This window comes from Pseudomonas sp. EB271-G4-1 (assembly GCF_058791355.1).
This window is the reverse complement of sequence record NZ_JBYTEO010000019.1, coordinates 18,768-41,433: the sequence shown is the minus strand read 5'-3', so window position 1 is coordinate 41,433 and position 22,666 is coordinate 18,768. Positions and strand designations below refer to the sequence as shown.

Below are 22,666 nucleotides of genomic sequence, written 5' to 3'. Positions count from 1 at the left end.
CGGTCTCGAATGCGGGCGAACGAGCGGATTATAAGCGTGTAGGTGACGCAATTTCCGTGATGCAATGTCCGCCTTTAGTAGATACCCGCTTCAGCAGTCGGTTTACTGGCGTGACGTGACCTTGTCCGACGAGGCCACCGTGCCGCTGCCGCAATTGATGTACGAAGAGGATTTCAGCCAGCGCTGGTCCGGGTAGTAGGAAAACAACAGCTGCCCATCTTTCATCGAGTCGATCAGGCGGTGAGCGATGGCCGGCCTGACCGCCGGGCAGCCGAGGCTCCTGCCGATCCGGCCGTTGGCGCGGGCCAGTACCGGGCTGACATAGGGCGCGCCGTGAATGACGATTGCCCGGTCGAAGGCGTTATCGTTGAAGCCAGGCTCCAGGCCTTCCATGCGCAACGAATAACCGTTCTGGCCGACATAACTCTGTTGGGTACGGTACAGGCCCAGGCTGGTGGCGAAACTTTCGTTCTGGTTGGAGAACTGGGTCGCCATGTTTTCGCCGCTGTTACGGCCATGGGCAACCAGTTCGTGGAACAGCAGCTTGCGTTTTTTCAGGTCGAACACCCATAGCCGCTGTTCGGTAGAAGGCAGGGAATAATCGATCACTGCTAGTCTCTGTGCCGGTGCTGCACCTTGGGCACGGGTACACTGTGTTGCGCGAACCGCCAGGGCAATGACCTTGGCATTGGCGTTTGGAGCAGCTTTGGCCAGCGCGACTTCGAGCGAATCGGCGTAGGCTGATGGAAGGATAGCCGACGTCAGCAACAGGGCTGTCAGGAAGCCAAAGCGATGTAGCGCCATAAAAATGTCTCATCAGGAATATGTCGAGTCTAGCAGCGAGTTGAACGCTAGCCCTTTGATTACAGGCGATTAAGGATTATCCATGGGTCAATTAACAAGGTTATTCGTCATAAGCCGCGTATTTTTTATGGTCTTTCTGATCAGCGGCACTGCTGTGGGTGAAACTTCGCCGATCGTGCCGGTATCTCCGGCGTCAGTGAGTGTGCTCGGTGCGGCACCCGATGACGAAATCGGCCAGGCGATCCAGGCGCAGCTCGAACCCTTGCAATCGGCATTTCCTCCGCTGCTGACCTCGCGCAAACATCAACGGGTGGATGTGGCCCGGGTGGTGCTGGATTTTTATTCGCACCGCAATTTCCGCGCCGCGTGGATGAACGGGCGAGATGTCAGCCAGTTGCTCAAGGGCCTGGATGATACCCAGGCCGATGGCTTGGTTCCTGCCGATTATCGGGCCGGCGAGCTGGCCCAGGCGCAACTGGCGTTGCAGGCCACGGCTCCAACCCCGGCGCAATGGGCGGCTTTCGATATTGCGGCGACCCGCACGTACGTCACGGCGTTGCTGCAATTGCGCCGGGGCAAGGTTGACCCGGCACGCCTGGATTTTCATTGGAACTTCGAACCTGAGGGCATCGATCCTCGCGAAGACATGAACACCTTCTTCACCGCCCTGGATGATCACGACGTGGCTCGTGCGTTCGCCCAAGCGCCGCCCCAGGAAGCCGTTTATCGCCGCCTGCGCGAGAGCCTTGCGCAATTGCGCAAGGTCCGCGATGCCGGTGGTTGGCCGAAAGTCGCCGAAGGGCAGTCGCTCAAGCCCGGCATGGACAATGCTGCTGTCAAGCAGTTGCGCGCGCGCCTGGAGGCCGCCGGGTACCTGGACCCGCACAAGTCCAAGCGTACCGATTACGACGACAGTGTCATTGCCGCGGTGAAGAAATATCAGTTTGAACAATACCTCGGCGCAGATGGCGTGGCGGGCGCAGGAACCCTGGCGGCGCTGAATGTACCGGTCGAGGCGCGAATCGACCAGGTGCGGGTGAACATGGAGCGGGCGCGCTGGTTGCTCTATAAGCTGCAAGGCACTTTTGTCATCGTCGATATCGCTGGCTACAAGGTCGCCCTGTACCGCGACGGTCAGCCGATCTGGCGTTCCCGGGTGCAGGTCGGCAAACCGTTTCGCAGCACGCCGGTGTTCCAGTCCGAAATCACCTACGTCACCTTCAACCCCACCTGGACCGTTCCGCCAACGATTCTCGTCAAGGATATGTTGCCCAAGATCCAGCAGAATCCGGGTTACCTGGCGGCCAACCGGATTCGCGCCCTGGATCGGCAAGGCAATACGCTCGACCCGTCGACCGTCGACTGGTCCAATGCGCGCGGCATCACCCTGCGCCAGGACGCCGGCCCGGATAACTCGCTCGGGCAGGTGGTGATCCGGTTCCCCAACGACTATGCGATCTACCTCCACGATACCCCGCACCGCGAGCTGTTCTCCAAATCCATGCGTGCCACCAGCTCCGGTTGCATCCGGGTGGAGAATCCATTGCAGCTGGTTGAACTGCTGTTCAACGACCCTGTGCGCTGGAACGCGGCGGGTATTCAAAGGCAACTGGCCAACGGCAAGACTCAAAACATCAAGCTTCCCGTCAAGGTGCCCGTGCTGCTGGCCTATTGGACAGTGGATCTGAATAGCGACGGACGGGTGACGTTCAAACCGGACGTTTACGGTTACGATTCGCCAGTGCTTCGACTCTTGAACCAGCCTTCCAAGTTGCCTGCCCTGGAGTTGCAACGAGCAGAGCCGTCACTGGTCGTTACGGGTCAAGACACGCTGTAGCCCTGGCGCCTTGTCGAGAAGCCAGGCCGGGGGGACCCATTGAGAACCATGGACATGAAAATGGGTCACAGTTGATCAGTAAACAGGGATAGGGATAGGGATATTGACGATGGATGTTGCCGACAAAAAAACGACACTCATTTCCCGGGCGCTTCGGGTGCACGACCTGGATGAGTGTCGCAACATTCAAAAGGGGCCCGTGTTCATCGTGGCGTCGGGTAAATCGGCCAAGGATTTCCCGTTGCACAAGTATGCTGGCGTTCCAATGATCAGCATGAACGGTGCCATTTCGAAATTCACGGGTACAGGTATCAAGCCGTACTTTTATGTGTGTACCGACCAGGGTTTTTCCGAGCAGCAGCCGGAATTGTTCACCGAGGCCATGCGCATCAGCGAGCGGGTTGCGCTGTGGGAAAAACATGTCTGGCACACCTCGCTTAAGCCCCAAGGCAAGCTCTACTTGCTGAGCCGGGCACCCAAGTTGGTGTGGAGTGATTTTTTCAGGGCTGACAAAGACCTTGTCAGGGTCCGCAAGCTAGGCAGGGGGCGGAGTAAAACCCTGGGTTTCAGCAAGAACCTCAAACGCGGTTTTTTTGACGCGCGTACGGTCGCCTACCTGGCTTTGCAGCTTGCCTATCACCTGGGATTCAACCGGGTGTTCCTGGTGGGCGTTGACCTGGACCCGACAGCGGGGCGCTTCTATGAAGTCCCAGGCAAATTCGTTTCTCCCTGCGTGCTCGACGACCATTTTCAGACGAGAATCCTGCCGTCGTTCGAGATCCTGTCGAAGCAGGTCATCAACGAGGATTTTCAAGTCTACAACTTGTCCGACGTCTCGAAAATTCCATCGCGACTGATTCCTCGGATGACTCTGGAAGAGCTCGACAGGTTGCTCTGACGGATTGTTCGTCTGCACGACATCAAACATTTCGAATGACTCTCGTGGTGGAACGCGTTCGTGGCTGTGCCAAAGTATCGGCTTTTGACTGGCCCAGTGTCGGTCGATGTTATTTCCAGTTGAGTCACCGCGCAGGAACGTGCCGATGAAAAGACTTTACGCCACGGTCGCGCTGATCGTGTTGACGTTCGCCAGCGTGGGCCCGAGCAGCGCCCGGGATTCAGGGGGCGCCAGGCCGCAATCCGTGGCGGGGGTGTTCGACTACTATCTGTTGGTGCTGTCCTGGTCACCTACCTACTGCCTGACCCATCGTGACGACGCGCAATGTTCCGGCAAAGGCTATGGCTTTGTACTTCACGGCCTCTGGCCGCAATACGCCCGGGGTGGTTGGCCGAAGTCCTGCGCGCCGAGGGTGAAGCTCTCGCCAGAGGAGCGGGCGAAGGGCTTGATGCTGTTCCCGACCAACAAGCTGCTCGAGCACGAATGGGCCAAGCACGGCACATGCAGCGGCCTCGGCGCCATCGGTTACCTGGAGGCCTCCGACAAGGCCTTGGGCGCGGTCAGGATTCCCGAGCAACTGCAACCCTTGAATAACACGCTTTATTTTTCAGCCCGGGACATTGAGCAGATGTTTCGCCAGAGCAATCCGGGGTTGCCGGGGGATGGCATTGCGGTGATATGCAACGGGCCGGAGTTGTCGGAGGTTCGGGTCTGCATGGACAAGGACCTGGCGTTCGCGTCTTGTGGCACAGGAGTGAAGACACGATGCCGCGCCGGGGATATCCGGGTTCCACCTTTGCGGTGATGGTGCTTCACCCGAGCTCCAGTCCTGCCTGGACCACCGACAGCAGATTGTTTTCGGTCAGCGCGACCGCATCCGGTTGCGCTACGGCTTGTTCGATTACTTGTAGCCACCAATGTGTTGCGCCGTGTTCGTCCACGGTGCGCAACAGGGCCAGTTCGTTGCCTTTGCAGTGGATTTCGACCCGCCCCTCTCCATCCGCCGTGAAGCGTGCAACGGGATCGAGCGTGATGCTGTGGTGATTGCCGGTGATCACCAACTGGTCGATGGCATAGTCGAAGGTGTCGCCCTGCGGGTGGCTCTCGAACACGTGAGTGGGGTTGCGCCGCAAGACCAGGCCGGCCTCGGTCAATGGCTGTAACCAGGCCTCGATCCGGTGATACAGCTCGTAGACCTGGCCCGGCCAACTATCGATCGCCTGATCGATGCCGGAGGGCCGGGTCTGTTTCAGTTTTATGGCCAGCTCGTCTGCCTTGCTCATTTCATTTCCCTGTCGTGGTGTAACACTCATCGTAGCTCCTTGATGGTGATGTGGCAGTTGTCCTGCGTCATGTCGCTGACGGTTTCCAGGGGGTGGTTAAACATTTGGTATCTGCTGCGCTTTTCTCGCGGGTAACATCGTAGACTTGGCGCCCAAAACCAGAGGCATGGGGGTGTCGCTCGTGCCTTGTCCTTTCAGGGAGCGCTTTTTGCCAACACGCCTTGATGAGTTGTGTCACGCCCAAGGCATCGCCTTGAAACGCATACCGCTGCGCAACGCCGCAGTGTTGTTTATCGGCGCGGTGTGCCTGTGCCTGTGCGCCTTGCTTTATTTGCAACTGGAGCAGTCCCGGCGCCATGACCTGAGCCAGGCCCAAGTCGCTTCGTCCAACCTGACGCGGGCCATGGCGCAGCAGGCCGAAGACACCTTCATGCAAGCCGATCTGGTGCTGACCAGCCTGGTGGACTGGATTCAGGCCGACGGATTCGGTCCAGCCCAACGTCCACGTTTGCAGAAGACCTTCGTCCGGCGGGTGCAGGCGCTGGATCAATTGCACGGCATCCTGTTGTTCGACCAAAAGGGCCAGTGGGTCGTGACCTCGTTTGAAGCACTGCCTCGCGGCAACGGCGTGGCAGATCGCGAATACTTCAGGTTTCACCAGCAGAACATTTCTTCCGTGGCGCACATCGGCCCGGCCATCCGTAGTCGGGAAAATGGCGAATGGATCATTCCGATCTCCAAGCGGGTCAATGACAGGAAGGGTCAGTTCCAGGGGGTGCTGCTGGCCGGGATCAAGATGTCGTACTTCGAGCAGTTCTTCAAAGGCTTCAGTATCGACGACAACGGCGCGATGTTCCTGGCATTGACCGATGGCACGTTGCTCGCCCGTCGGCCCTATGTGCAAGCGCAGATCGGTACGTCATTGGCCAAGGGTGAAATCTTTCAGAACCTGCTGCCCCGCGCGACTTCCGGCAACGCGATGTTCGCCTCAGAGATGGATTCGATTGTCCGCCTGCATGGTTATCGGCAGCTGGAGGCCTACCCGCTGGTGGTCTCGGCGGCATCGTCGCGGGACTCGATTCTCGCGGACTGGTACGACACGGCATTTCGCTCCAGCGCCATCGTCGTGTTGGTCATTCTGGGCATCGGACTGATCGGCTGGGTGTTCATACGCCAGGTGCGTGTGGGTGAGCAGGTCGAGGCGGACTTACGACAAGCTCAGCAAGCACTTGAGCTGATTGCCACCCACGACAGCCTGACCGGCCTGGCCAATCGCCGGTTGTTCGAGCGGGCCCTCGATATCGAATTCGGGCGCGGTGCCCGCCAACAAAGCCCGCTGAGCCTGATCATGCTCGATATCGATTTTTTCAAGCGGTACAACGATACCTACGGTCATGTGGTGGGCGATCACTGTCTGGCCGAAGTGGCACGTGCCGTGAAAAGTTGCTGCCATCGCAAAGCCGATCTGGCGGTGCGATACGGTGGCGAAGAGTTTGCGGTGTTGCTGCCTGACACCGATATCCAGGGCGCCATGAACCTTGCCGAACAGATTCGCCGCGGCGTAATGGACAAGAACATCAGCCATTCGGGATCGCCCTGCGGATACGTGACCGTCAGCCTCGGTTGCTATTCGTTCGTGCCAACGGGGCGCGATAGCGTGGAAGTGTTCATCCAGCGCGCCGACGCGGCGCTGTATCAGGCCAAGCATTCGGGCAGGAACCGTTCGGCGACGTTGTCGGTGGAGGGCGGGGCGCAGGCACTCGTGCGATCAGACCGCTGACGTGGCTGCGCGACTACCGGTAGCCGATTGTCTGCCTGTCAGAACTTGTGCAATTGATCGTCTAGAGTTCCGATAGCTCTGCCACTCCCGGCAGATCTCCCCATCGCAAGGACGATCGCCACTATGTCGATAACCCAAGCTTTGTCCTCCATAGCCCTTATTGTTGCGTCCAGCGCGGTCTTTCCGCTGGTCAGTCAGGCGCAATCGAAAATCACCGCCGAAGAAGCGCATGCCATTGGCGTGGATGCCTACGTTTACTTTTATCCGCTGTTGACCATGGACATCACCCGCAAGCAATTCACCAACATTGAACCGGGCAAGGAGTTTGGCAAAGGCCCGATGAACATGTTTGTGAGTGTGCCGGAGTACCCGCCTGCAGATTTCAAAGGGGTGGTGCGGTCGAATTTCGACACGTTGTATTCCATTGCCTGGCTCGACCTGACCAAGGAACCGCTGGTCATCGCTGCGCCAGACACAGCCGGACGCTTCTATTTGCTGCCGATGCTCGACATGTGGAGTGACGTATTCGCTTCGCCAGGCTGGCGCACCACCGGAACCGACGCTGCGCAGTTCCTGGTGACCCCTCCGGGATGGACCGGCACAGTGCCTGCGGGACTGAACCATCTGCCGGCGCCGACGCCCTTTGTCTGGGTGATCGGGCGAACCAAGACCGATGGAGCGGCGGACTACGCGGCGGTGCACAAGATCCAGGCCGGCTACACCGTGACGCCGTTGTCTCGGCTGGGCAAAGGTGCTGAACCGGTCAGCGTCAAGATCGACCCGGCCGTGGACATGAAGACCCCGCCGAAAGTCCAGGTCGACACAATGTCGGCGGCCGACTACTTCGCCTACGCCGCCGAACTGCTCAAGGTGCATCCGGCCCACGGCACCGATCAGCCGCTACTGGCGCAAATCAAGCGCATCGGCATCGAACCTGGCAAGTCGTTCAGCATGGATGCCCTGGACCCTGAGATAAAAGCTGCCTTGGAGACTGCGCCCAAGGACGCGCAAGCACTGATGGCGTGGAAGGTGCCTACCCTCGCACGGGTGGTCAACGGCTGGTCGATGAACACCGACACCATGGGCGTCTACGGCAACTACTACCTCAAGCGCGCAATCGTGGCACAGGTGGGGCTCGGCGCGAATTTGCCGGAAGACGCGATCTATCCGTTGAATATCGGTGATACAAATGGCAAACCCCTCGACGGCGCGCACAAATACGTGCTGCATTTCGCCAAGGATGAAGTGCCTCCAGTGAATGCCTTCTGGTCGATCACATTGTACGACCCTGAAGGATTCCAGGTAGGAAACGAGCTCAACCGATTCGCGGTCAGCAGTTGGATGCCGTTCAAGAACAACGCTGACGGCTCGCTCGATATCTATTTCCAGAATGAAAACCCTGGCAAGGACCTGGAAGCCAATTGGCTACCGGCGCCCAAGGGGCCGTTCAACCTGACCATGCGCTTGTACGGTCCGAAGTCCGAGGCGTTGAACGGCAAGTGGAATCCGCCAGCGGTCAAGCAGATGTAGTGTGGGCAATCGAGGCAGCCGACGATGATCCGTCATCGGCTGCCTTTACGCGTTCAACTGCCCGTCCCGCCGCCAGCCCCGCCGGTCCCTCCGCCAGCCGCTCCGGTGCCCCCTCCGGCACCCGAACCGCTGTTGCTGCCCGCGCTTCCACTTGATGAGCCGGTTGCACCACCGTCACCGGCGTTGCCGCCCGAGGGCGAGCTCGGCGTGTTGTCCGGTGGCATGACCGGCCCGCTGGTTGCTCCGGATTTAGTACCCGCCGCCTCAGCACCATCGCCGGCTGCGAAGGTGGCCAGGGAGGCCGCGCCAAGCAATCCAGCGAGAAAAAGCGAAGTGATTCTGGTGTTTTTCATGGTCCGTCTCCAAAAGATGAGTCGTTACCTGAAGTTGGTGTGAAGGCCGGGGCGGTTGGTGCCAGTTGCATGACGAGTGGCAGGCTATGGTGGACCGAACACCTGGCAGGCCGTGCGGTCACACCCATGAGACCCAGCCAAACGGGACGGTGGTCATGAAAAAGCTGCGAATTGCGACATTCAACGTCAACGGCATGCGCGCTCGCCTGCCAAATCTGTTGGCCTGGCTTGAGCGCGAACAACCGGATATCGCCTGCCTCCAGGAACTCAAATCGGCCGACAGTGCGTTTCCCGCCGCGCAGCTAGAGGCCATCGGCTACGGAGCGATCTGGCAGGGGCAGGCGTCGTGGAACGGGGTGGCGATTCTGGCACGCGATGCGCAGCCACTGGAAAGCCGTCGAGGTCTGCCGGGCGATGACGAGGATAATCACAGTCGATACCTGGAAGCTGCCGTACACGGGATTGTGGTGGGTTGTCTGTACTTGCCCAACGGCAACCCGCAACCAGGGCCGAAGTTCGATTACAAACTGGCCTGGTTCGAGCGCCTGATACGTTACGCAAAGGCGCTGCAGGGCAGTGAGCATCCGGTGGTACTGGCGGGTGACTACAATGTGGTTCCCACTGACCTCGACATCTATAACCCACGTTCCTGGCTCAAGGATGCCTTGCTGCAACCCGAGAGCCGCGAGTGTTATCAGCGTCTGCTGGACCAGGGTTGGACCGATGCTCTGCGACACCTGTATCCGAACGAGCGGGTCTACACCTTCTGGGATTATTTTCGCCAGCACTGGCAGAAGAACTCAGGGTTACGCATCGATCACCTGTTGCTCAACCCGGCCTTGAGTCCATACCTGGAGGACGCGGGTGTCGATGCCTGGGTGCGCAATGAACCCCATGCCAGCGACCATGCGCCCACCTGGATTCAGTTGAGCTCGCGTAAGCGCCGTTGAGTGTTCTTGCCGGCCGATTGGCTAAATCAATTGTCGGCCGTACCCCTTCATCCCTTATACATAGCGTCCGCAGCTTGCGTGCATAAGGATCAAGCGATGAGCGAGCCACGTCTGGCAAACACTGTTTCGTATCTAAAGCGCCTGGGATTCGACGCTCCCCCGGCACCGACGCTTGAAACCCTGCGCCTGCTTCAATTGCGTCACACCGGCGCCTTCGCGTTTGAAAATCTCACCACGCTGGCGGGCGAGCCGGTGCGCATCGACTTGGCGTCGATCGAGCATAAGGTCCTGCAGGATGGGCGCGGCGGTTACTGCTACGAACTCAACTATCTGTTTCTGGTCTTGCTCCAGGCGCTCGGCTTCGACGCGCGGGGCATCAGCGGGCGCGTGGTCATGGGCCAGCCGGAGGGCGCCTGGACCGCGCGTACGCACCGCTTGAGCCTGGTGACGCTCGATGGCGTGCGCTACATCACTGACGTCGGCTTCGGCGGCATGGTGCCCACGGCACCGCTGTTGCTCGACAGCCGCGATGAACAATGGACTCCCCACGAGCCGTATCGCATTGAGCAGCACGTTGACGGCTACACCCTTCGCGCCAAGGTCGCGAATGAATGGCGGCCCATGTACATCTTCGACCTGCAGCGCCAGGAGGACATCGATTACGCCGTTGGCAACTGGTATGTCTCGACCCACCCCGAATCATCGTTCACCAGGCAACTGATGGTGGCTCGAACCGGGGAAGGGTGGCGACGGACCCTCAATAACGGCAGCTTTGCAATCCATCGTACAGGGCAGGACAGTGAACGCCGGGAAGTGACCAACCTACAGGAGTTGATTGGCGTGCTGGAAAGCGAGTTCGAGATTCGGGTACCCACGCATGCGTCGTTGATGCGCACACTTGAGCGATTGATAGCGCCGCAATAGTCGACGCATCGTGCACACAAAAAAAGTGCAGATTGGATCAATTTGCACCTTTTCCGTGCTTTTCTAAGGCCGGGCATCAGGCTCCATCACCCGCTGAATTTCGCTGAGGGCTTGCGCGAGCTTTTTTTCCAGGTTTTTCAACTCAGAGGCGGTGATCCCCTTTTTCAGGTGCCTGCCAGTGCTGCCTTCTGTTTTGTCATGCCCGGTCAGCAACGCCCTGCGCAGCGTGTTGTTGATCGCGGTCTGGTAGCCATAACCCTCGCTCTCCGCGAGCGCGCGTGCCGCTTCGATGACGACGTCATCGAGCATGATGGTGATACGGGTCTTGCCTTTGCTGGAGGCAACTGCCCCACGCCTGGCATGGCTGAAGTCGTACTCGTCTTTCATGGGTCAAGCCTCCAGATACTGGCGGCGCTCGTTTTTGCTGGCGAGGCGCGCGGAAATGATTCGAACGAAATTCGGGTCACGGTGGGTGTACGCCACGACCAGCAAACGACCTTTGCCGTCCAGCCCCATGATGATCCAGCGCTGTTCGTCATGATGATTGTCTTCAAGGGTTAGCGCCCGTTCATCATGGAACACTGGCTCCGTCTCTGCGAGGCTGATACCCAGGTGCTTGAGTTTATTGGCTGCGTTCTTCGCCCTGTGATACTGAATTTCGAATGACTTCATTATGCATACTTTATATGTATATGGAAGAGGGTGATCACTACCAATGGTCACCAGGAATTCAAAAGACTAGTGGGCGCGGGAGAATGGGGTGGGCGGATGTATTTCAAGGTTTTTTGCGATGTGATGCGCGATGGCACACAGCCTGCATGAACGACCGTTCATAATTTGACTGGCAAGTTGTATACAACTCTATAGACATTTGTCCTGGATCTTGAATACAGTGTGCGCATAACAAAAACCAGGGAACCCCCTAACATGAAAACGCCCCATGTTTCACACCAACGGCCTGAAGATGAAAATCTCGGGATCGGCGCGAATATGGCTTACGGCCTGCAACATGTTCTGACCATGTACGGTGGCATCGTCGCGGTGCCCTTGATCATTGGGCAGGCGGCCGGGCTGTCGCCGGCGGACATCGGTTTGTTGATTGCTGCTTCATTGTTTGCGGGGGGGCTGGCCACGTTGCTGCAAACCCTGGGTCTACCGTTTTTCGGTTGTCAGTTGCCGCTGGTGCAGGGCGTGTCGTTTTCCGGCGTCGCGACCATGGTGGCGATTGTCAGCAGTGGCGGCGAGGGCGGGTTTCAGTCGATCCTGGGGGCGGTCATAGCCGCTTCCCTGATCGGATTGCTGATCACGCCGGTGTTCTCGCGAATTACCAAGTTCTTCCCGCCGCTGGTCACGGGCATCGTGATCACCACCATCGGTCTAACGCTGATGCCGGTGGCGGCACGCTGGGCCATGGGTGGCAACAGTCACGCCCCTGACTTTGGCAGCATGGCCAACATCGGGTTGGCAGCGGTGACGCTGGTGCTGGTGCTGTTGCTGAGCAAGATCGGCAGCGCCACCATCTCAAGGTTATCGATCCTGCTGGCGATGGTCATCGGTACGGTCATCGCGGTGTTCCTTGGCATGGCGGATTTCTCGTCCGTCGGCCAGGGGCCAATGTTCGGTTTCCCGACACCTTTTCACTTTGGTATGCCGACCTTCCACTTCGCGGCAATCCTGTCGATGTGCATCGTGGTCATGGTGACCCTGGTGGAGACTTCGGCGGATATCCTGGCCGTGGGTGAAATCATCGACACCAAGGTCGATTCCAAGCGCCTGGGCAACGGTTTGCGCGCGGACATGCTGTCGAGCATGATCGCCCCGATCTTCGGCTCCTTCACCCAAAGCGCCTTCGCCCAGAACGTCGGGCTGGTGGCGGTGACCGGCATCAAGAGCCGTTATGTGGTGGCCACCGGCGGCCTGTTCCTGGTGATCCTCGGCCTGCTACCGTTCATGGGGCGTGTGATTGCCGCCGTGCCGACCTCCGTCCTCGGCGGTGCCGGTATCGTGCTGTTCGGCACCGTTGCGGCCAGCGGCATTCGCACGCTGTCCAAGGTCGACTACCGCAATAACGTCAACCTGATCATCGTCGCGACCTCCATCGGTTTCGGCATGATCCCGATCGCCGCGCCGAACTTCTACGATCACTTCCCAAGCTGGTTCGCCACGATCTTCCATTCGGGCATTAGCTCTTCGGCAATCATGGCCATCGTGCTCAACCTGGCCTTCAACCACCTGACCGCCGGTAACTCCGACCAGCAGTCGGTGTTTGCGGCGGGCACCGAGCGGGTGTTGCGCTACCAGGACCTGGCGGCGTTGCGCGAAGGGGATTACTTCAGCGACGGCAAGTTGCACGACTGCGATGGCAAGGAGATTCCAGTGGTGGAATCGGCACATGGGGCGGTGGACCCGCGACCGGTGCTGGCCAAGAGCAGTGAGCATGTCTGACGCAAGGCGTCACTGAAAAGGGCCGATCTGTTGAATAGACAGGTCGGCTTTTTTCTTTTGAAATAAAAAACAACGACCACAAAAAAGCCCCTCAATCTTTCGATTCAGGGGCTTTTCGATATTGCTGTCTGGCTCCACGACCTGGACTCGAACCAGGGACCCAGTGATTAACAGTCACTTGCTCTACCAACTGAGCTATCGCGGAATGGCGCCTATGTTACTGATTCAAAAAGAGAAGTCAAGCACCTGATAGTAAAATCAGGGTTTCATCGGGACGGACGGTGATTTATCGCTGATTGGCGGTTACCGGAATCGCTGGCGAGGGCTACCATGGCAACCCGGAAGTGGTTCCACGCGCTGCCGGCCATTCGCCGATAAGGTACGTGCCATGACTTGCTTGACCGTCACAAAGCTTCGACACAATGGGGTATTCCCATGAGCATCGCGCAAATCAGCCTGCCCAAGGGGGTCGGCCCGCACGCCGAAAAACTATTCGATGCAATCACCCAGGCCAGCAGCGCCGATGAGTTGAACCGTGCAGGGGGCAAGGCCGAGGGTTTTGTCCTGGGCCTGGAAAGCACCAAGGCGATCAAGAGCCAGGTCGCGGAATCGCTATATGTCGCCTATGACGATGCCGCCAGCCAGCGCGCGACCGAACTGGCCTAGCCGCCGAAGGTAATGGTGCCAAGCATCAGTTTGGCGTAGAGCGCCGTTGCACCCAGTTGCACCAGCCACAGGGCCAGGCCGCCGAGAAACACGCCGGCAGCGACTTGCATCACCAGGTTGTTGCCGCGTTGTCTGGCCGGGGTGCGGGGGATGAAGTCGTCCAGGTCATCGCGATCAGCGCGTAGGTCATCGTTTTTCATATCGGCTCTCGTAAGAAATCTCGGGTGTACACCACACCTTGTAGGAGCGAGCATGCTCGCGAGGAACCTGAGGGCACCGCGGGGCGTCAGGTTTCCCGAGTCATCGCTAACGACCATCGCGAGCATGCTCGCTCCTGCAGTGGATGGATGTGTGCAGTTTAGAGGGCTCGCTCTGGTTGCTGAAAATTATCTGCGCCAAACAAAAAACGGGAAGCCAGTGGCTTCCCGTTTTTCGTATCAGCAGACCAATCAGATCACCTGAACGATCGCATCCGTCACAACCTTGATGTTGCTCTGGTTCAGGGCAGCCACGCAGATACGGCCGGTGTCCAGGGCGTAGATGCCGAACTCATTGCGCAGGCGATGCACTTGTTCAACGCTCAGGCCAGAGTACGAGAACATGCCGCGCTGGCGACCGACGAAGCTGAAGTCACGCTGCGGCGCGTTTTTCGCCAGGGTCTCGACCATTTGCGTGCGCATGCCACGAATGCGCAGGCGCATCTCGGCAAGCTCCGCTTCCCACTGGGCGCGCAGCTCCGGGCTGTTGAGTACGGCGGCGACGATGCTTGCACCGTGGGTTGGCGGGTTGGAGTAGTTGGTGCGGATCACGCGCTTGACTTGCGACAGTACGCGCGCGCTTTCTTCTTTCGATTCGCTGACGATCGACAGGGCGCCAACGCGCTCGCCGTACAGCGAGAACGATTTGGAGAACGAGCTGGAAACAAAGAAGGTCAGGCCCGATTCGGCGAACAGGCGCACGGCAGCGGCGTCTTCATCGATGCCGTCGCCGAAACCTTGATATGCCATGTCGAGGAACGGCACGTGACCCTTGGCTTTTACCACTTCCAGGACGTTGTTCCAGTCCGCTGGGCTCAGGTCCACACCGGTCGGGTTGTGGCAGCAAGCGTGCAACACAATGATCGAGCCGGACGGCAGGGCGTTCAGGTCTTCCAGCAAACCAGCACGGTTCACGTCATGGGTGGCGGCATCGTAGTAGCGATAGTTCTGCACCGGGAAGCCGGCGGTTTCAAACAGCGCGCGGTGGTTTTCCCAGCTTGGGTCGCTGATCGCCACGACGGCGTTCGGCAGCAGTTGCTTGAGGAAGTCGGCACCGATTTTCAGTGCGCCAGTACCGCCAACGGCCTGGGTGGTGATGACTCGGCCAGCGGCGATCAGTGGCGAATCATTGCCAAACAGCAATTTTTGCACGGCCTGGTCGTAGGCGGCGATGCCGTCGATTGGCAGGTAGCCACGGGAAGCGTGTTGAGCGACGCGAATGGTTTCGGCTTCGACAACGGCGCGCAGGAGTGGGATTTTCCCCTCCTCGTTGCAATAAACACCGACTCCCAGGTTGACCTTGTTGGTACGGGTGTCGGCGTTGAATGCTTCGTTGAGGCCCAGGATTGGATCGCGTGGTGCCATTTCGACAGCGGAGAACAGGCTCATTTTTGCGGCGGCTCTGAATGGAGAATGGAGGGACGTGTCGCGCTCCAGCCGAATGCACTAGAGCGGTGCACAAACGGGGAGCTAGTATAGAGGCCATCCGCGAGAGATGGCGACAGACGAATCGGCTTTTAAGGTAAGTTTTTTCTATTATTTTTCGACCATTAGTCGATTAGCGCCGTCAAAGGCTTTACGCGTTGTAGGACGTTTACCTTGAAAGCGCCGGCAATCGGCTCCACATTGAGCGCAATCCAGTTTTTTCCTCGGGCGACATCGGTCGTTTGCGGTCTTTCTCGTTCGTGCCGGTTTTACTGGCAAGAGTGATCCCAGAGGTTTTACATGTCTGAATTCCAGCTAGTCACCCGCTTCGAGCCTGCCGGCGATCAACCAGAGGCCATCCGCCTGATGGTCGAGGGCATTGAGGCCGGGCTGGCGCACCAGACTTTGCTCGGTGTGACAGGTTCCGGCAAGACCTTCAGCATCGCCAACGTGATCGCCCAGGTACAGCGCCCGACCCTGGTACTGGCGCCGAACAAGACCCTGGCGGCGCAGTTGTACGGTGAATTCAAGGCGTTCTTCCCGAACAATGCCGTCGAATACTTCGTTTCCTACTACGACTACTACCAGCCTGAAGCGTACGTGCCGTCTTCGGACACCTTCATCGAGAAAGACGCTTCGATCAATGACCATATCGAGCAGATGCGGCTGTCCGCGACCAAGGCTTTGCTGGAGCGCAAGGACGCGATCATCGTCACCACGGTGTCGTGCATCTACGGTCTGGGCAGCCCGGAAACCTATCTGAAGATGGTTTTGCACGTGGATCGTGGCGACAAGCTTGACCAGCGTGAATTGCTGCGCCGCCTGGCTGACCTGCAATACACCCGCAACGACATGGAATTTGCCCGTGCGACGTTCCGGGTGCGCGGCGATGTGATCGATATCCACCCGGCGGAATCAGATTTCGAAGCGATCCGCATCGAGCTCTTCGATGACGAAGTGGAGAGCCTGTCGGCCTTCGATCCGTTGACCGGTGAAGTCATTCGCAAGCTGCCGCGCTTCACCTTCTACCCGAAAAGCCACTACGTGACACCTCGGGAAACCTTGCTGGATGCCGTCGAAGGGATCAAGGTCGAGTTGCAGGAACGCCTGGACTACCTGCGTTCCAACAACAAGCTGGTGGAGGCGCAGCGCCTGGAGCAGCGCACCCGGTTTGACCTGGAGATGATTCTTGAGCTGGGTTATTGCAATGGCATCGAGAACTACTCGCGCTACCTGTCCGGTCGCGAAGCCGGGGCCCCACCGCCGACCCTGTACGATTACCTGCCGGCCGACGCTTTGCTGGTGATCGACGAATCCCACGTCAGCGTGCCGCAAGTAGGCGCCATGTACAAAGGCGACCGCTCGCGTAAAGAGACGCTGGTGGAATATGGCTTCCGCCTGCCATCGGCGCTGGACAATCGGCCGATGCGGTTCGATGAGTGGGAAAGCATCAGCCCGCAGACGATTTTTGTCTCGGCGACGCCAGGCAATTATGAGGCCGAACACGCTGGGCGCGTCATTGACATGGTGGTGCGTCCGACCGGTCTGGTGGACCCGCAGATCGAGATCCGCCCGGCACTGACCCAGGTCGACGATTTGCTGTCGGAAATCACCAAGCGCGTCGCCCTGGAAGAGCGAGTGCTGGTCACGACGCTGACCAAGCGCATGGCCGAGGACTTGACTGACTACCTGGCCGATCACGGCGTGCGCGTACGCTATCTGCACTCGGACATCGACACCGTGGAGCGGGTGGAGATCATCCGCGACTTGCGCCTTGGCACCTTCGATGTGCTGGTGGGGATCAACCTGCTGCGCGAGGGCCTGGACATGCCGGAAGTGTCGCTGGTGGCGATCCTCGATGCCGACAAGGAAGGCTTCCTGCGTTCCGAGCGTTCGCTGATCCAGACCATCGGTCGGGCGGCGCGTAACCTCAATGGCCGGGCGATTCTGTATGCCGACCGGATCACTGGCTCCATGGAGCGGGCGATCGGCGAAACCGAGCGTCGCCGCGACAAGCAGATCGCCTTCAACCTGGCCAACGGCATCACGCCCAAGGGCGTGTTCAAGGACGTTGCCGATATCATGGAAGGCGCCACCGTGCCGGGTTCGCGCAGCAAGAAGCGCAAGGGCATGGCCAAGGCCGCCGAGGAAAACGCCCGGTACGAAGCCGAGTTGCGCTCGCCGGGTGAGATCGCCAAGCGTATCAAGGCGTTGGAGGAGAAGATGTACCAGTTGGCGCGTGACCTGGAATTCGAAGCGGCGGCGCAGATGCGTGACGAGATTGCCAAGTTGCGCGAGCGCTTGATTACAGTCTGAGATTTGCGTTGCGTGCGGGGGCCTCTTCGCGAGCAGGCTCGCTCCCACAAGGTTTAGCGTAATTCCAGTGGGAGCGAGCCTGCTCGCGAAGGCCGCGACTCGGTCTCAATGTGCTTCCCCAGCCTTCAACCCTGCCGGCAATGTCCTCGTCAGCAACACCGCCAACATGCTGATCCCCAGCGCAATCCCGACAAAATGAAACGCATCGTTGTAGGCCATGATCGACGCCTGCTGATGGGCGATCTCACTGAGTTTGCCCAAAGCCGCTGTTTCGTTGCCCAGCGTGTTGGTCAATGAAGCCAGGCGTTCGGCCACCTGTGGATTGCTTGGCACGATGGACTCGCGCAAATAATCAAAATAGGTCTTGGTCCGCGCATCCAGCAGGGTGGCGAGGAGGGCGATGCCAATGGCGCCGCCGAGGTTACGCAGGATGTTGAACAGGCTCGAAGCCGACCCCGCATCCTGGGGCAGGATGTACGCTGTGGCGATCAGCGAAATGGTGACCATGATCAGCGGCTGGCCCAATGCGCGAATGATCTGGATCTGGTTGAACTGCGGCCCGGCGAAATCCGGATTGAGCACACCGGAGGAAAAACTCGCCAGGCCGAACAGGCCGAAGCCAATCGTGCACAGCCATTTCGGCGAGACAACCTTCATCAGCTTGGGCACCAGCGGGATCAGGAACAGCTGCGGCACGCCCATCCACATGATCACTTCGCCGATCTGCAGGGCGTTGTAGTTCTGGATCTGCGCCAGGTACAGCGGTAACAAATAAATCGAACCGTACAGGCCAACTCCCATTCCGACGCTGGAAATACTCGATAAACCGAAGTTGCGATTGCCCAGGATGCCGAGGTTGATCAGCGGATTGGGCTTGGAAAACTGTACGATCACAAAAGTGATCAAGCTAATTAGCGCGATGCTGCCCAGGGCCACGATCAGGTTGGACTCGAGCCAGTCCTTGCGATGCCCTTCCTCCAGGAATACCTGCAAACAGCCAAGGCCGACGCCCAGGGTAACGATGCCGGCGTAGTCGGTGCTTTTAAGCAATTCCCAGTGGGCCGCTTTCTTTTCCAGGCCGTACATCAGCCCGGCGATCATGAGCAGGCCAGGCGGTATGTTGATGTAGAAAATGTATTCCCAGCCCCAGTTTTCCGTCAGCCAGCCACCGAGCGTCGGGCCGATCGATGGCGCGAAGGTTGCCGTCATCGCAAACATGGCCATGCCTTTGGCGCGGTGATGTTCGGGAAGTTTGATCAGGGTCAGGGTGAAGGCCAGCGGAATCAGCGCGCCGCCCGTGAAGCCCTGCAGTGCACGAAAGACGATCATGCTCTCCAGGCTCCAGGCCATGGAGCACAGCAGCGAGGCAACGAGAAAACCCAGGGAAACCCACACCGCGAGGCGTCGCGCTGATAACAGCTGAACCAGCCATGCGGTCAACGGGATCATGATGATTTCCGCCACCAGGTACGAGGTGGAAATCCACGAGCCTTCTTCCAGGGTGGCTGACAGCGCCCCCTGAATATCCTTGAGCGATGAATTGGTGATCTGAATGTCGAGCACCGCCATGAAGGCGCCGAGCATCACGCTCATCACCGCGATCCAGTCCCGCCGGGTCGGTTCCCCGACCGGGCGAATCAGTTGATCACCGGCCATCGTCAAGTGTGTCTTTGCTGCTCACTTTGGTGGTGAGATCTTCCGGGGCGTCCTTGATATTCACCTTGGCGGTCACCGACATGCCCGGGCGGATCTTGCCGCGCAACGGGTTATCGGCGGCGAAGGTCAGCTTCACGGGGATCCGTTGCACGACTTTGGTGAAGTTGCCCGTGGCATTGTCTGGCGGCAACAGGCTGAACTGCGCGCCCGAGGCGGCGAACAGGCTGTCGACCCGGGCTTCGATCGGCGTGTCGCCGTAGGCGTCGAAGGTCAGCTCGGCTTTCTGTCCGGGCTGCATGTGGCCAATCTGGGTTTCCTTGAAGTTGGCCTGAATCCAGATGTCTTCATCGGGCACCACCGACAGCAGATAGGCGCCGGCCTGCACGTATTGGCCATTGCGCGCGGCACGCTGGCCGATCAGGCCGCTGATCGGTGCATGGATTTCACTGCGGGAGAGGTTCAGCTCGGCCTGGGCCAGGTCGGCCCTGGCATTGGCGATCTGCGCGTCGAGGCGTTTGATTTCGGCACTCAACGCGTTGATTTGCTGGCGCTGGCCCTGGGCGTCCGCCTGGGCCTTGAGCAGCTGTGAGCGGGCAATGTGGTTGTCGGCCGAAAGCGTGGTCACGCGTTCTTCCGAGACATAACCGGGCTTGCGCAAGGTTTCGGCGCGGGTCAGGTCTATCTGTGAACGGCCCAGGCTCGCCTGGCTGGACGCGACTTGCGCGTCGCTGGCGGCAATCAGGCTGGCCTGCTGGGTCAGTTTGCTCTGGGCTTGCAGGCGTTCGGCCTGGCGGGTGGCGAGCGTCGCATTGGCGCGGTCGACGGCGAGGCGGAAATCATCGCCTTCGAGCCTTATCAGCAACTGGCCTTTCTCGACGTGCTGGTTGTCCTGCACCAGCACCTCATCGATGCGCGCCCCCAACTGGCTCGACACGCGGGTGATTTCGCCCTGGACATAGGCGTTATCAGTGCTTTCATAAAACCGCCCGTTGAAAAACCAATGGGCGAAAAAGCCCCCGGCGATCAGCAGGACAAGCAACAGGAAGAGGGACAGGCGACGCTTGAGTTGGGCAGGCATGGGGCAAACTGTAGTCGAGAATATGTAAGGAAAGTTATCAGCTGGTGAATCTGGCACACAGCCGATAAACGGTAAATGCCATCGGCTGATATCCGGCCATTCACCACGGCATACAGGCGTTGTAGACGCAAACTTGGCTTAAATGCCCTGTTCACTGGAGCGGGGCGGGTGTCGCCTGTTACCATTCGCCCTTTGTTTGATCTTCTTTTCGAGACTTGCCATGACCACCGTCCGCACGCGCATCGCGCCATCGCCTACCGGGGACCCCCACGTAGGTACCGCTTACATCGCATTGTTCAACTACTGCTTTGCCAAGCAGCACGGCGGTGAGTTCATCCTGCGGATCGAAGACACCGACCAGCTGCGTTCGACCCGCGAGTCCGAGCAGCAGATTTTCGACGCCCTGCGCTGGTTGGGTATCGACTGGAGCGAAGGCCCGGACGTCGGCGGCCCCCACGGCCCGTATCGTCAAAGCGAGCGCGGCGAGATCTATCAGAAGTACTGCCAGCAGCTCGTTGACATGGGCCATGCCTTCCCGTGCTTCTGCACCGCCGAAGAGCTGGACCAGATGCGCGCCGAACAAATGGCCCGTGGCGAAACCCCACGATACGACGGCCGAGCGCTGTTGCTGTCCAAGGAAGAAGTGGCGCGCCGCCTGGCCGCTGGTGAACCGCACGTGATCCGCATGAAGGTCCCGAGCGAAGGCGTGTGCGTAGTGCCGGACATGCTGCGTGGCGACGTTGAAATCCCGTGGGACCGCATGGACATGCAAGTTCTGATGAAGACCGACGGCCTGCCGACGTACTTCCTGGCCAACGTGGTCGATGACCATCTGATGGGCATCACCCACGTATTGCGCGGCGAAGAGTGGCTGCCGTCAGCGCCGAAACTGATCCTCTTGTACGAATACTTCGGCTGGGAACAACCGGAGCTGTGCTATATGCCGCTGCTGCGTAACCCGGACAAGAGCAAGCTGTCCAAGCGCAAGAACCCGACTTCGGTGACGTTCTACGAGCGCATGGGCTTTATGCCCGAAGCAATGCTCAACTACCTGGGCCGGATGGGCTGGTCGATGCCGGACGAGCGCGAGAAGTTCTCGCTGCAGGAAATGGTCGATAACTTCGACCTCAAGCGCGTCTCCCTTGGCGGGCCGATTTTCGACATCGAGAAACTGTCCTGGCTCAACGGCCAGTGGCTGCGTGACCTGCCGGTGGAAGAGTTCGCTGCGCGCGTGCAGAAGTGGGCATTCAATGCCGAATACATGATGAAGATCGCGCCGCACGTGCAGGGCCGCGTCGAGACATTCAGCCAGGTTGCACCGCTGGCCGGATTCTTCTTTGCCGGTGGCGTGAATCCGGACGCCAGGCTGTTCGAATCGAAGAAGCTCTCGGGCGATCAGGTTCGCCAGTTGATGCAGTTGATCCTGTGGAAGCTCGAAAGCCTGCGCCAGTGGGAGAAGGACAGCATCACCGCGACCATTCAGGCAGTGGTCGAATCCCTGGAGTTGAAGCTGCGTGATGCCATGCCGCTGATGTTCGCCGCGATCACCGGCCAGGCCAGCTCGGTGTCGGTGCTCGATGCGATGGAAATCCTCGGGCCGGACCTGACCCGGTTCCGCCTGCGCCAGGCGATCGATCTGCTGGGTGGCGTGTCGAAGAAAGAAAACAAGGAGTGGGAAAAGCTGTTGGGCGCTATCGCCTGATTCCCACTGTAGGAGCTGCCGCAGGCTGCGATCTTTTGATCTTGCTTCTAAAAGCCAACGTCAAAAGATCGCAGCCTTCGGCAGCTCCTACGGGTCTGCGTTCCTCGCAAACAGCCCGTTGTTTCGGGGGGAGGGCGGTAAGTGATTGTTATGTCGGCAAAAAATTTTATTTTTTTTGCAAAATAAGTTTGACAGGCTTTCGATACGCCCTTAAGATTCGCCCCGTCCTCAGCGATGAAGCCAACGGCAACATCAACGATGAGGGGCTATAGCTCAGCTGGGAGAGCGCTTGCATGGCATGCAAGAGGTCGACGGTTCGATCCCGTCTAGCTCCACCAATTTACACTTCGAGGTCTGGCCACACCGGCCTCGAAGCGATCAACACTCAGCGTTGATCAGTTGTATAGAAGGGTTTGCGTCCCCTTCGTCTAGTGGCCTAGGACACCGCCCTTTCACGGCGGTAACAGGGGTTCGAGTCCCCTAGGGGACGCCAGTTTTACAGAAGCGATGTTGCAAGATGTCGCTCCGCCGCGAGGCGAAAAATCCGGGGCTATAGCTCAGCTGGGAGAGCGCCTGCATGGCATGCAGGAGGTCAGCGGTTCGATCCCGCTTAGCTCCACCAATTTTACAGTTCAAGGTCTGGCCACACCGGCCTTGAATCGATCAGTTCTCAGCGCTGATCATTGTATAGAAGGGTTTGCGTCCCCTTCGTCTAGTGGCCTAGGACACCGCCCTTTCACGGCGGTAACAGGGGTTCGAGTC

20 protein-coding genes and 5 tRNA genes (1 of these 25 running past the window's edge) are annotated in these 22,666 nt (G+C 59.1%); 15 read left to right on the top strand and 10 right to left on the bottom strand.

The features are described 5' to 3' along the window. Positions 1–102: 102 nt before the first annotated feature. Positions 103–804, bottom strand: a complete 702-nt coding sequence (locus AC3WWR_RS11745) for a murein L,D-transpeptidase catalytic domain family protein (protein ID WP_020795526.1) — start codon at positions 802–804, stop codon at positions 103–105. An 82-nt stretch (positions 805–886) separates the two neighbouring features. Between AC3WWR_RS11745 and AC3WWR_RS11740 the strand changes: the two genes are divergently transcribed. From AC3WWR_RS11740 to AC3WWR_RS11730, 3 genes are all read left to right on the top strand, one after another. Beyond that, complete coding sequence (locus tag AC3WWR_RS11740) at positions 887–2,641, top strand: L,D-transpeptidase family protein (protein WP_083349509.1); 1,755 nt, start codon at positions 887–889, stop codon at positions 2,639–2,641. Between the two features lie 109 nt (positions 2,642–2,750). Beyond that, positions 2,751–3,539 (top strand): WaaZ-like lipopolysaccharide core biosynthesis protein, encoded by a 789-nt coding sequence (locus tag AC3WWR_RS11735; protein ID WP_151142894.1) that lies wholly within the window; start codon positions 2,751–2,753, stop codon positions 3,537–3,539. Between the two features lie 145 nt (positions 3,540–3,684). Next, positions 3,685–4,344 (top strand): ribonuclease T2 family protein, encoded by a 660-nt coding sequence (locus AC3WWR_RS11730; protein WP_151142892.1) that lies wholly within the window; start codon positions 3,685–3,687, stop codon positions 4,342–4,344. Between the two features lie 7 nt (positions 4,345–4,351). Here the strand turns inward: AC3WWR_RS11730 and AC3WWR_RS11725 are convergent, their stop codons facing one another. Then, positions 4,352–4,822 (bottom strand): hypothetical protein, encoded by a 471-nt coding sequence (locus AC3WWR_RS11725; RefSeq protein WP_033044156.1) that lies wholly within the window; start codon positions 4,820–4,822, stop codon positions 4,352–4,354. 208 nt (positions 4,823–5,030) lie between these two features. On the opposite strand from AC3WWR_RS11725, the gene AC3WWR_RS11720 reads away from it, so the two are divergent. Beyond that, complete coding sequence (locus tag AC3WWR_RS11720) at positions 5,031–6,602, top strand: sensor domain-containing diguanylate cyclase (protein WP_033044155.1); 1,572 nt, start codon at positions 5,031–5,033, stop codon at positions 6,600–6,602. Between the two features lie 123 nt (positions 6,603–6,725). After that, entirely contained in the window at positions 6,726–8,132 is a 1,407-nt protein-coding gene (locus AC3WWR_RS11715; protein WP_151142890.1) for a DUF1254 domain-containing protein, read from the top strand. A 53-nt stretch (positions 8,133–8,185) separates the two neighbouring features. Here the strand turns inward: AC3WWR_RS11715 and AC3WWR_RS11710 are convergent, their stop codons facing one another. Beyond that, complete coding sequence (locus tag AC3WWR_RS11710; RefSeq protein WP_151142888.1) at positions 8,186–8,485, bottom strand: hypothetical protein; 300 nt, start codon at positions 8,483–8,485, stop codon at positions 8,186–8,188. A 155-nt stretch (positions 8,486–8,640) separates the two neighbouring features. Here AC3WWR_RS11710 and AC3WWR_RS11705 point away from each other — a divergent pair, with 155 nt between their 5' ends. Next, complete coding sequence (locus tag AC3WWR_RS11705; RefSeq protein WP_020795518.1) at positions 8,641–9,435, top strand: exodeoxyribonuclease III; 795 nt, start codon at positions 8,641–8,643, stop codon at positions 9,433–9,435. A gap of 96 nt (positions 9,436–9,531) precedes the next feature. Continuing rightward, positions 9,532–10,359, top strand: coding sequence for an arylamine N-acetyltransferase family protein (locus AC3WWR_RS11700; protein WP_151142886.1), 828 nt, complete (start codon positions 9,532–9,534; stop codon positions 10,357–10,359). Positions 10,360–10,422: 63 nt separating this feature from the next. On the opposite strand, the gene AC3WWR_RS11695 is transcribed toward AC3WWR_RS11700, so the two are convergent. Continuing rightward, entirely contained in the window at positions 10,423–10,746 is a 324-nt protein-coding gene (locus AC3WWR_RS11695; protein WP_020795516.1) for a BrnA antitoxin family protein, read from the bottom strand. Positions 10,747–10,749: 3 nt separating this feature from the next. Then, on the bottom strand, positions 10,750–11,031 hold the full coding sequence (locus tag AC3WWR_RS11690; RefSeq protein ID WP_020795515.1) for a BrnT family toxin: 282 nt from the start codon (positions 11,029–11,031) through the stop codon (positions 10,750–10,752). 255 nt (positions 11,032–11,286) lie between these two features. Here AC3WWR_RS11690 and AC3WWR_RS11685 point away from each other — a divergent pair, with 255 nt between their 5' ends. Then, positions 11,287–12,804, top strand: a complete 1,518-nt coding sequence (locus AC3WWR_RS11685) for a nucleobase:cation symporter-2 family protein (protein WP_020795514.1) — start codon at positions 11,287–11,289, stop codon at positions 12,802–12,804. Between the two features lie 129 nt (positions 12,805–12,933). Here the strand turns inward: AC3WWR_RS11685 and AC3WWR_RS11680 are convergent. Then, positions 12,934–13,009 (bottom strand) — tRNA-Asn (locus AC3WWR_RS11680). Positions 13,010–13,239: 230 nt separating this feature from the next. On the opposite strand from AC3WWR_RS11680, the gene AC3WWR_RS11675 reads away from it, so the two are divergent. Further along, complete coding sequence (locus AC3WWR_RS11675; protein WP_020795513.1) at positions 13,240–13,470, top strand: hypothetical protein; 231 nt, start codon at positions 13,240–13,242, stop codon at positions 13,468–13,470. Here AC3WWR_RS11675 and AC3WWR_RS11670 read toward each other — a convergent pair. Beyond that, on the bottom strand, positions 13,467–13,670 hold the full coding sequence (locus tag AC3WWR_RS11670; RefSeq protein WP_020795512.1) for a hypothetical protein: 204 nt from the start codon (positions 13,668–13,670) through the stop codon (positions 13,467–13,469). The genes AC3WWR_RS11675 and AC3WWR_RS11670 overlap by 4 nt on opposite strands. Positions 13,671–13,919: 249 nt before the next feature. Next, a complete protein-coding gene (locus AC3WWR_RS11665) occupies positions 13,920–15,116 on the bottom strand; it encodes an amino acid aminotransferase (protein ID WP_033042130.1) in 1,197 nt (398 codons plus the stop codon). A gap of 336 nt (positions 15,117–15,452) precedes the next feature. Between AC3WWR_RS11665 and uvrB the strand changes: the two genes are divergently transcribed. Then, positions 15,453–17,468: an excinuclease ABC subunit UvrB gene (uvrB, locus tag AC3WWR_RS11660; RefSeq protein ID WP_033042129.1), complete on the top strand. Its 2,016-nt coding sequence runs from the start codon at positions 15,453–15,455 to the stop codon at positions 17,466–17,468. A gap of 105 nt (positions 17,469–17,573) precedes the next feature. Here uvrB and AC3WWR_RS11655 read toward each other — a convergent pair whose 3' ends face one another. Together AC3WWR_RS11655 and AC3WWR_RS11650 are read right to left on the bottom strand one after the other, a co-directional pair. Further along, on the bottom strand, positions 17,574–19,124 hold the full coding sequence (locus tag AC3WWR_RS11655; RefSeq protein WP_492598714.1) for an MDR family MFS transporter: 1,551 nt from the start codon (positions 19,122–19,124) through the stop codon (positions 17,574–17,576). Then, entirely contained in the window at positions 19,114–20,202 is a 1,089-nt protein-coding gene (locus AC3WWR_RS11650) for an HlyD family secretion protein (protein WP_151142882.1), read from the bottom strand. The genes AC3WWR_RS11655 and AC3WWR_RS11650 overlap by 11 nt, the downstream gene beginning before the upstream one ends. A 220-nt stretch (positions 20,203–20,422) precedes the next feature. Between AC3WWR_RS11650 and gltX the strand changes: the two genes are divergently transcribed. The 5 genes from gltX to AC3WWR_RS11625 all read left to right on the top strand — a co-directional run. Beyond that, positions 20,423–21,904: a glutamate--tRNA ligase gene (gene gltX / locus AC3WWR_RS11645; protein ID WP_020795507.1), complete on the top strand. Its 1,482-nt coding sequence runs from the start codon at positions 20,423–20,425 to the stop codon at positions 21,902–21,904. 262 nt (positions 21,905–22,166) lie between these two features. Next, positions 22,167–22,242, top strand: a tRNA-Ala gene (locus tag AC3WWR_RS11640). 79 nt (positions 22,243–22,321) lie between these two features. Then, positions 22,322–22,397: transfer RNA gene (locus tag AC3WWR_RS11635), tRNA-Glu, on the top strand. Between the two features lie 53 nt (positions 22,398–22,450). Then, positions 22,451–22,526 (top strand) — tRNA-Ala (locus AC3WWR_RS11630). A gap of 79 nt (positions 22,527–22,605) precedes the next feature. Further along, positions 22,606–22,666: transfer RNA gene (locus tag AC3WWR_RS11625), tRNA-Glu, on the top strand; it runs 115 nt beyond the window's last position.

Excerpts from the sequence above, each read along its gene's own strand:
- AC3WWR_RS11670 (WP_020795512.1), bottom strand. The coding sequence starts at position 13,670 with ATGAAAAACGATGACCTACGCGCTGATCGCGATGACCTGGACGACTTC.
- AC3WWR_RS11675 (WP_020795513.1), top strand. The coding sequence starts at position 13,240 with ATGAGCATCGCGCAAATCAGCCTGCCCAAGGGGGTCGGCCCGCACGCC.
- AC3WWR_RS11690 (WP_020795515.1), bottom strand. The coding sequence starts at position 11,031 with ATGAAGTCATTCGAAATTCAGTATCACAGGGCGAAGAACGCAGCCAAT.
- AC3WWR_RS11685 (WP_020795514.1), top strand. The coding sequence starts at position 11,287 with ATGAAAACGCCCCATGTTTCACACCAACGGCCTGAAGATGAAAATCTC.
- gltX (WP_020795507.1), top strand. The coding sequence starts at position 20,423 with ATGACCACCGTCCGCACGCGCATCGCGCCATCGCCTACCGGGGACCCC.
- AC3WWR_RS11705 (WP_020795518.1), top strand. The coding sequence starts at position 8,641 with ATGAAAAAGCTGCGAATTGCGACATTCAACGTCAACGGCATGCGCGCT.
- AC3WWR_RS11725 (WP_033044156.1), bottom strand. The coding sequence starts at position 4,822 with ATGAGCAAGGCAGACGAGCTGGCCATAAAACTGAAACAGACCCGGCCC.
- AC3WWR_RS11745 (WP_020795526.1), bottom strand. The coding sequence starts at position 804 with ATGGCGCTACATCGCTTTGGCTTCCTGACAGCCCTGTTGCTGACGTCG.
- AC3WWR_RS11715 (WP_151142890.1), top strand. The coding sequence starts at position 6,726 with ATGTCGATAACCCAAGCTTTGTCCTCCATAGCCCTTATTGTTGCGTCC.
- AC3WWR_RS11740 (WP_083349509.1), top strand. The coding sequence starts at position 887 with ATGGGTCAATTAACAAGGTTATTCGTCATAAGCCGCGTATTTTTTATG.
- AC3WWR_RS11730 (WP_151142892.1), top strand. The coding sequence starts at position 3,685 with ATGAAAAGACTTTACGCCACGGTCGCGCTGATCGTGTTGACGTTCGCC.
- AC3WWR_RS11655 (WP_492598714.1), bottom strand. The coding sequence starts at position 19,124 with ATGGCCGGTGATCAACTGATTCGCCCGGTCGGGGAACCGACCCGGCGG.
- AC3WWR_RS11735 (WP_151142894.1), top strand. The coding sequence starts at position 2,751 with ATGGATGTTGCCGACAAAAAAACGACACTCATTTCCCGGGCGCTTCGG.
- AC3WWR_RS11665 (WP_033042130.1), bottom strand. The coding sequence starts at position 15,116 with ATGAGCCTGTTCTCCGCTGTCGAAATGGCACCACGCGATCCAATCCTG.
- AC3WWR_RS11695 (WP_020795516.1), bottom strand. The coding sequence starts at position 10,746 with ATGAAAGACGAGTACGACTTCAGCCATGCCAGGCGTGGGGCAGTTGCC.
- AC3WWR_RS11710 (WP_151142888.1), bottom strand. The coding sequence starts at position 8,485 with ATGAAAAACACCAGAATCACTTCGCTTTTTCTCGCTGGATTGCTTGGC.
- AC3WWR_RS11700 (WP_151142886.1), top strand. The coding sequence starts at position 9,532 with ATGAGCGAGCCACGTCTGGCAAACACTGTTTCGTATCTAAAGCGCCTG.
- uvrB (WP_033042129.1), top strand. The coding sequence starts at position 15,453 with ATGTCTGAATTCCAGCTAGTCACCCGCTTCGAGCCTGCCGGCGATCAA.
- AC3WWR_RS11650 (WP_151142882.1), bottom strand. The coding sequence starts at position 20,202 with ATGCCTGCCCAACTCAAGCGTCGCCTGTCCCTCTTCCTGTTGCTTGTC.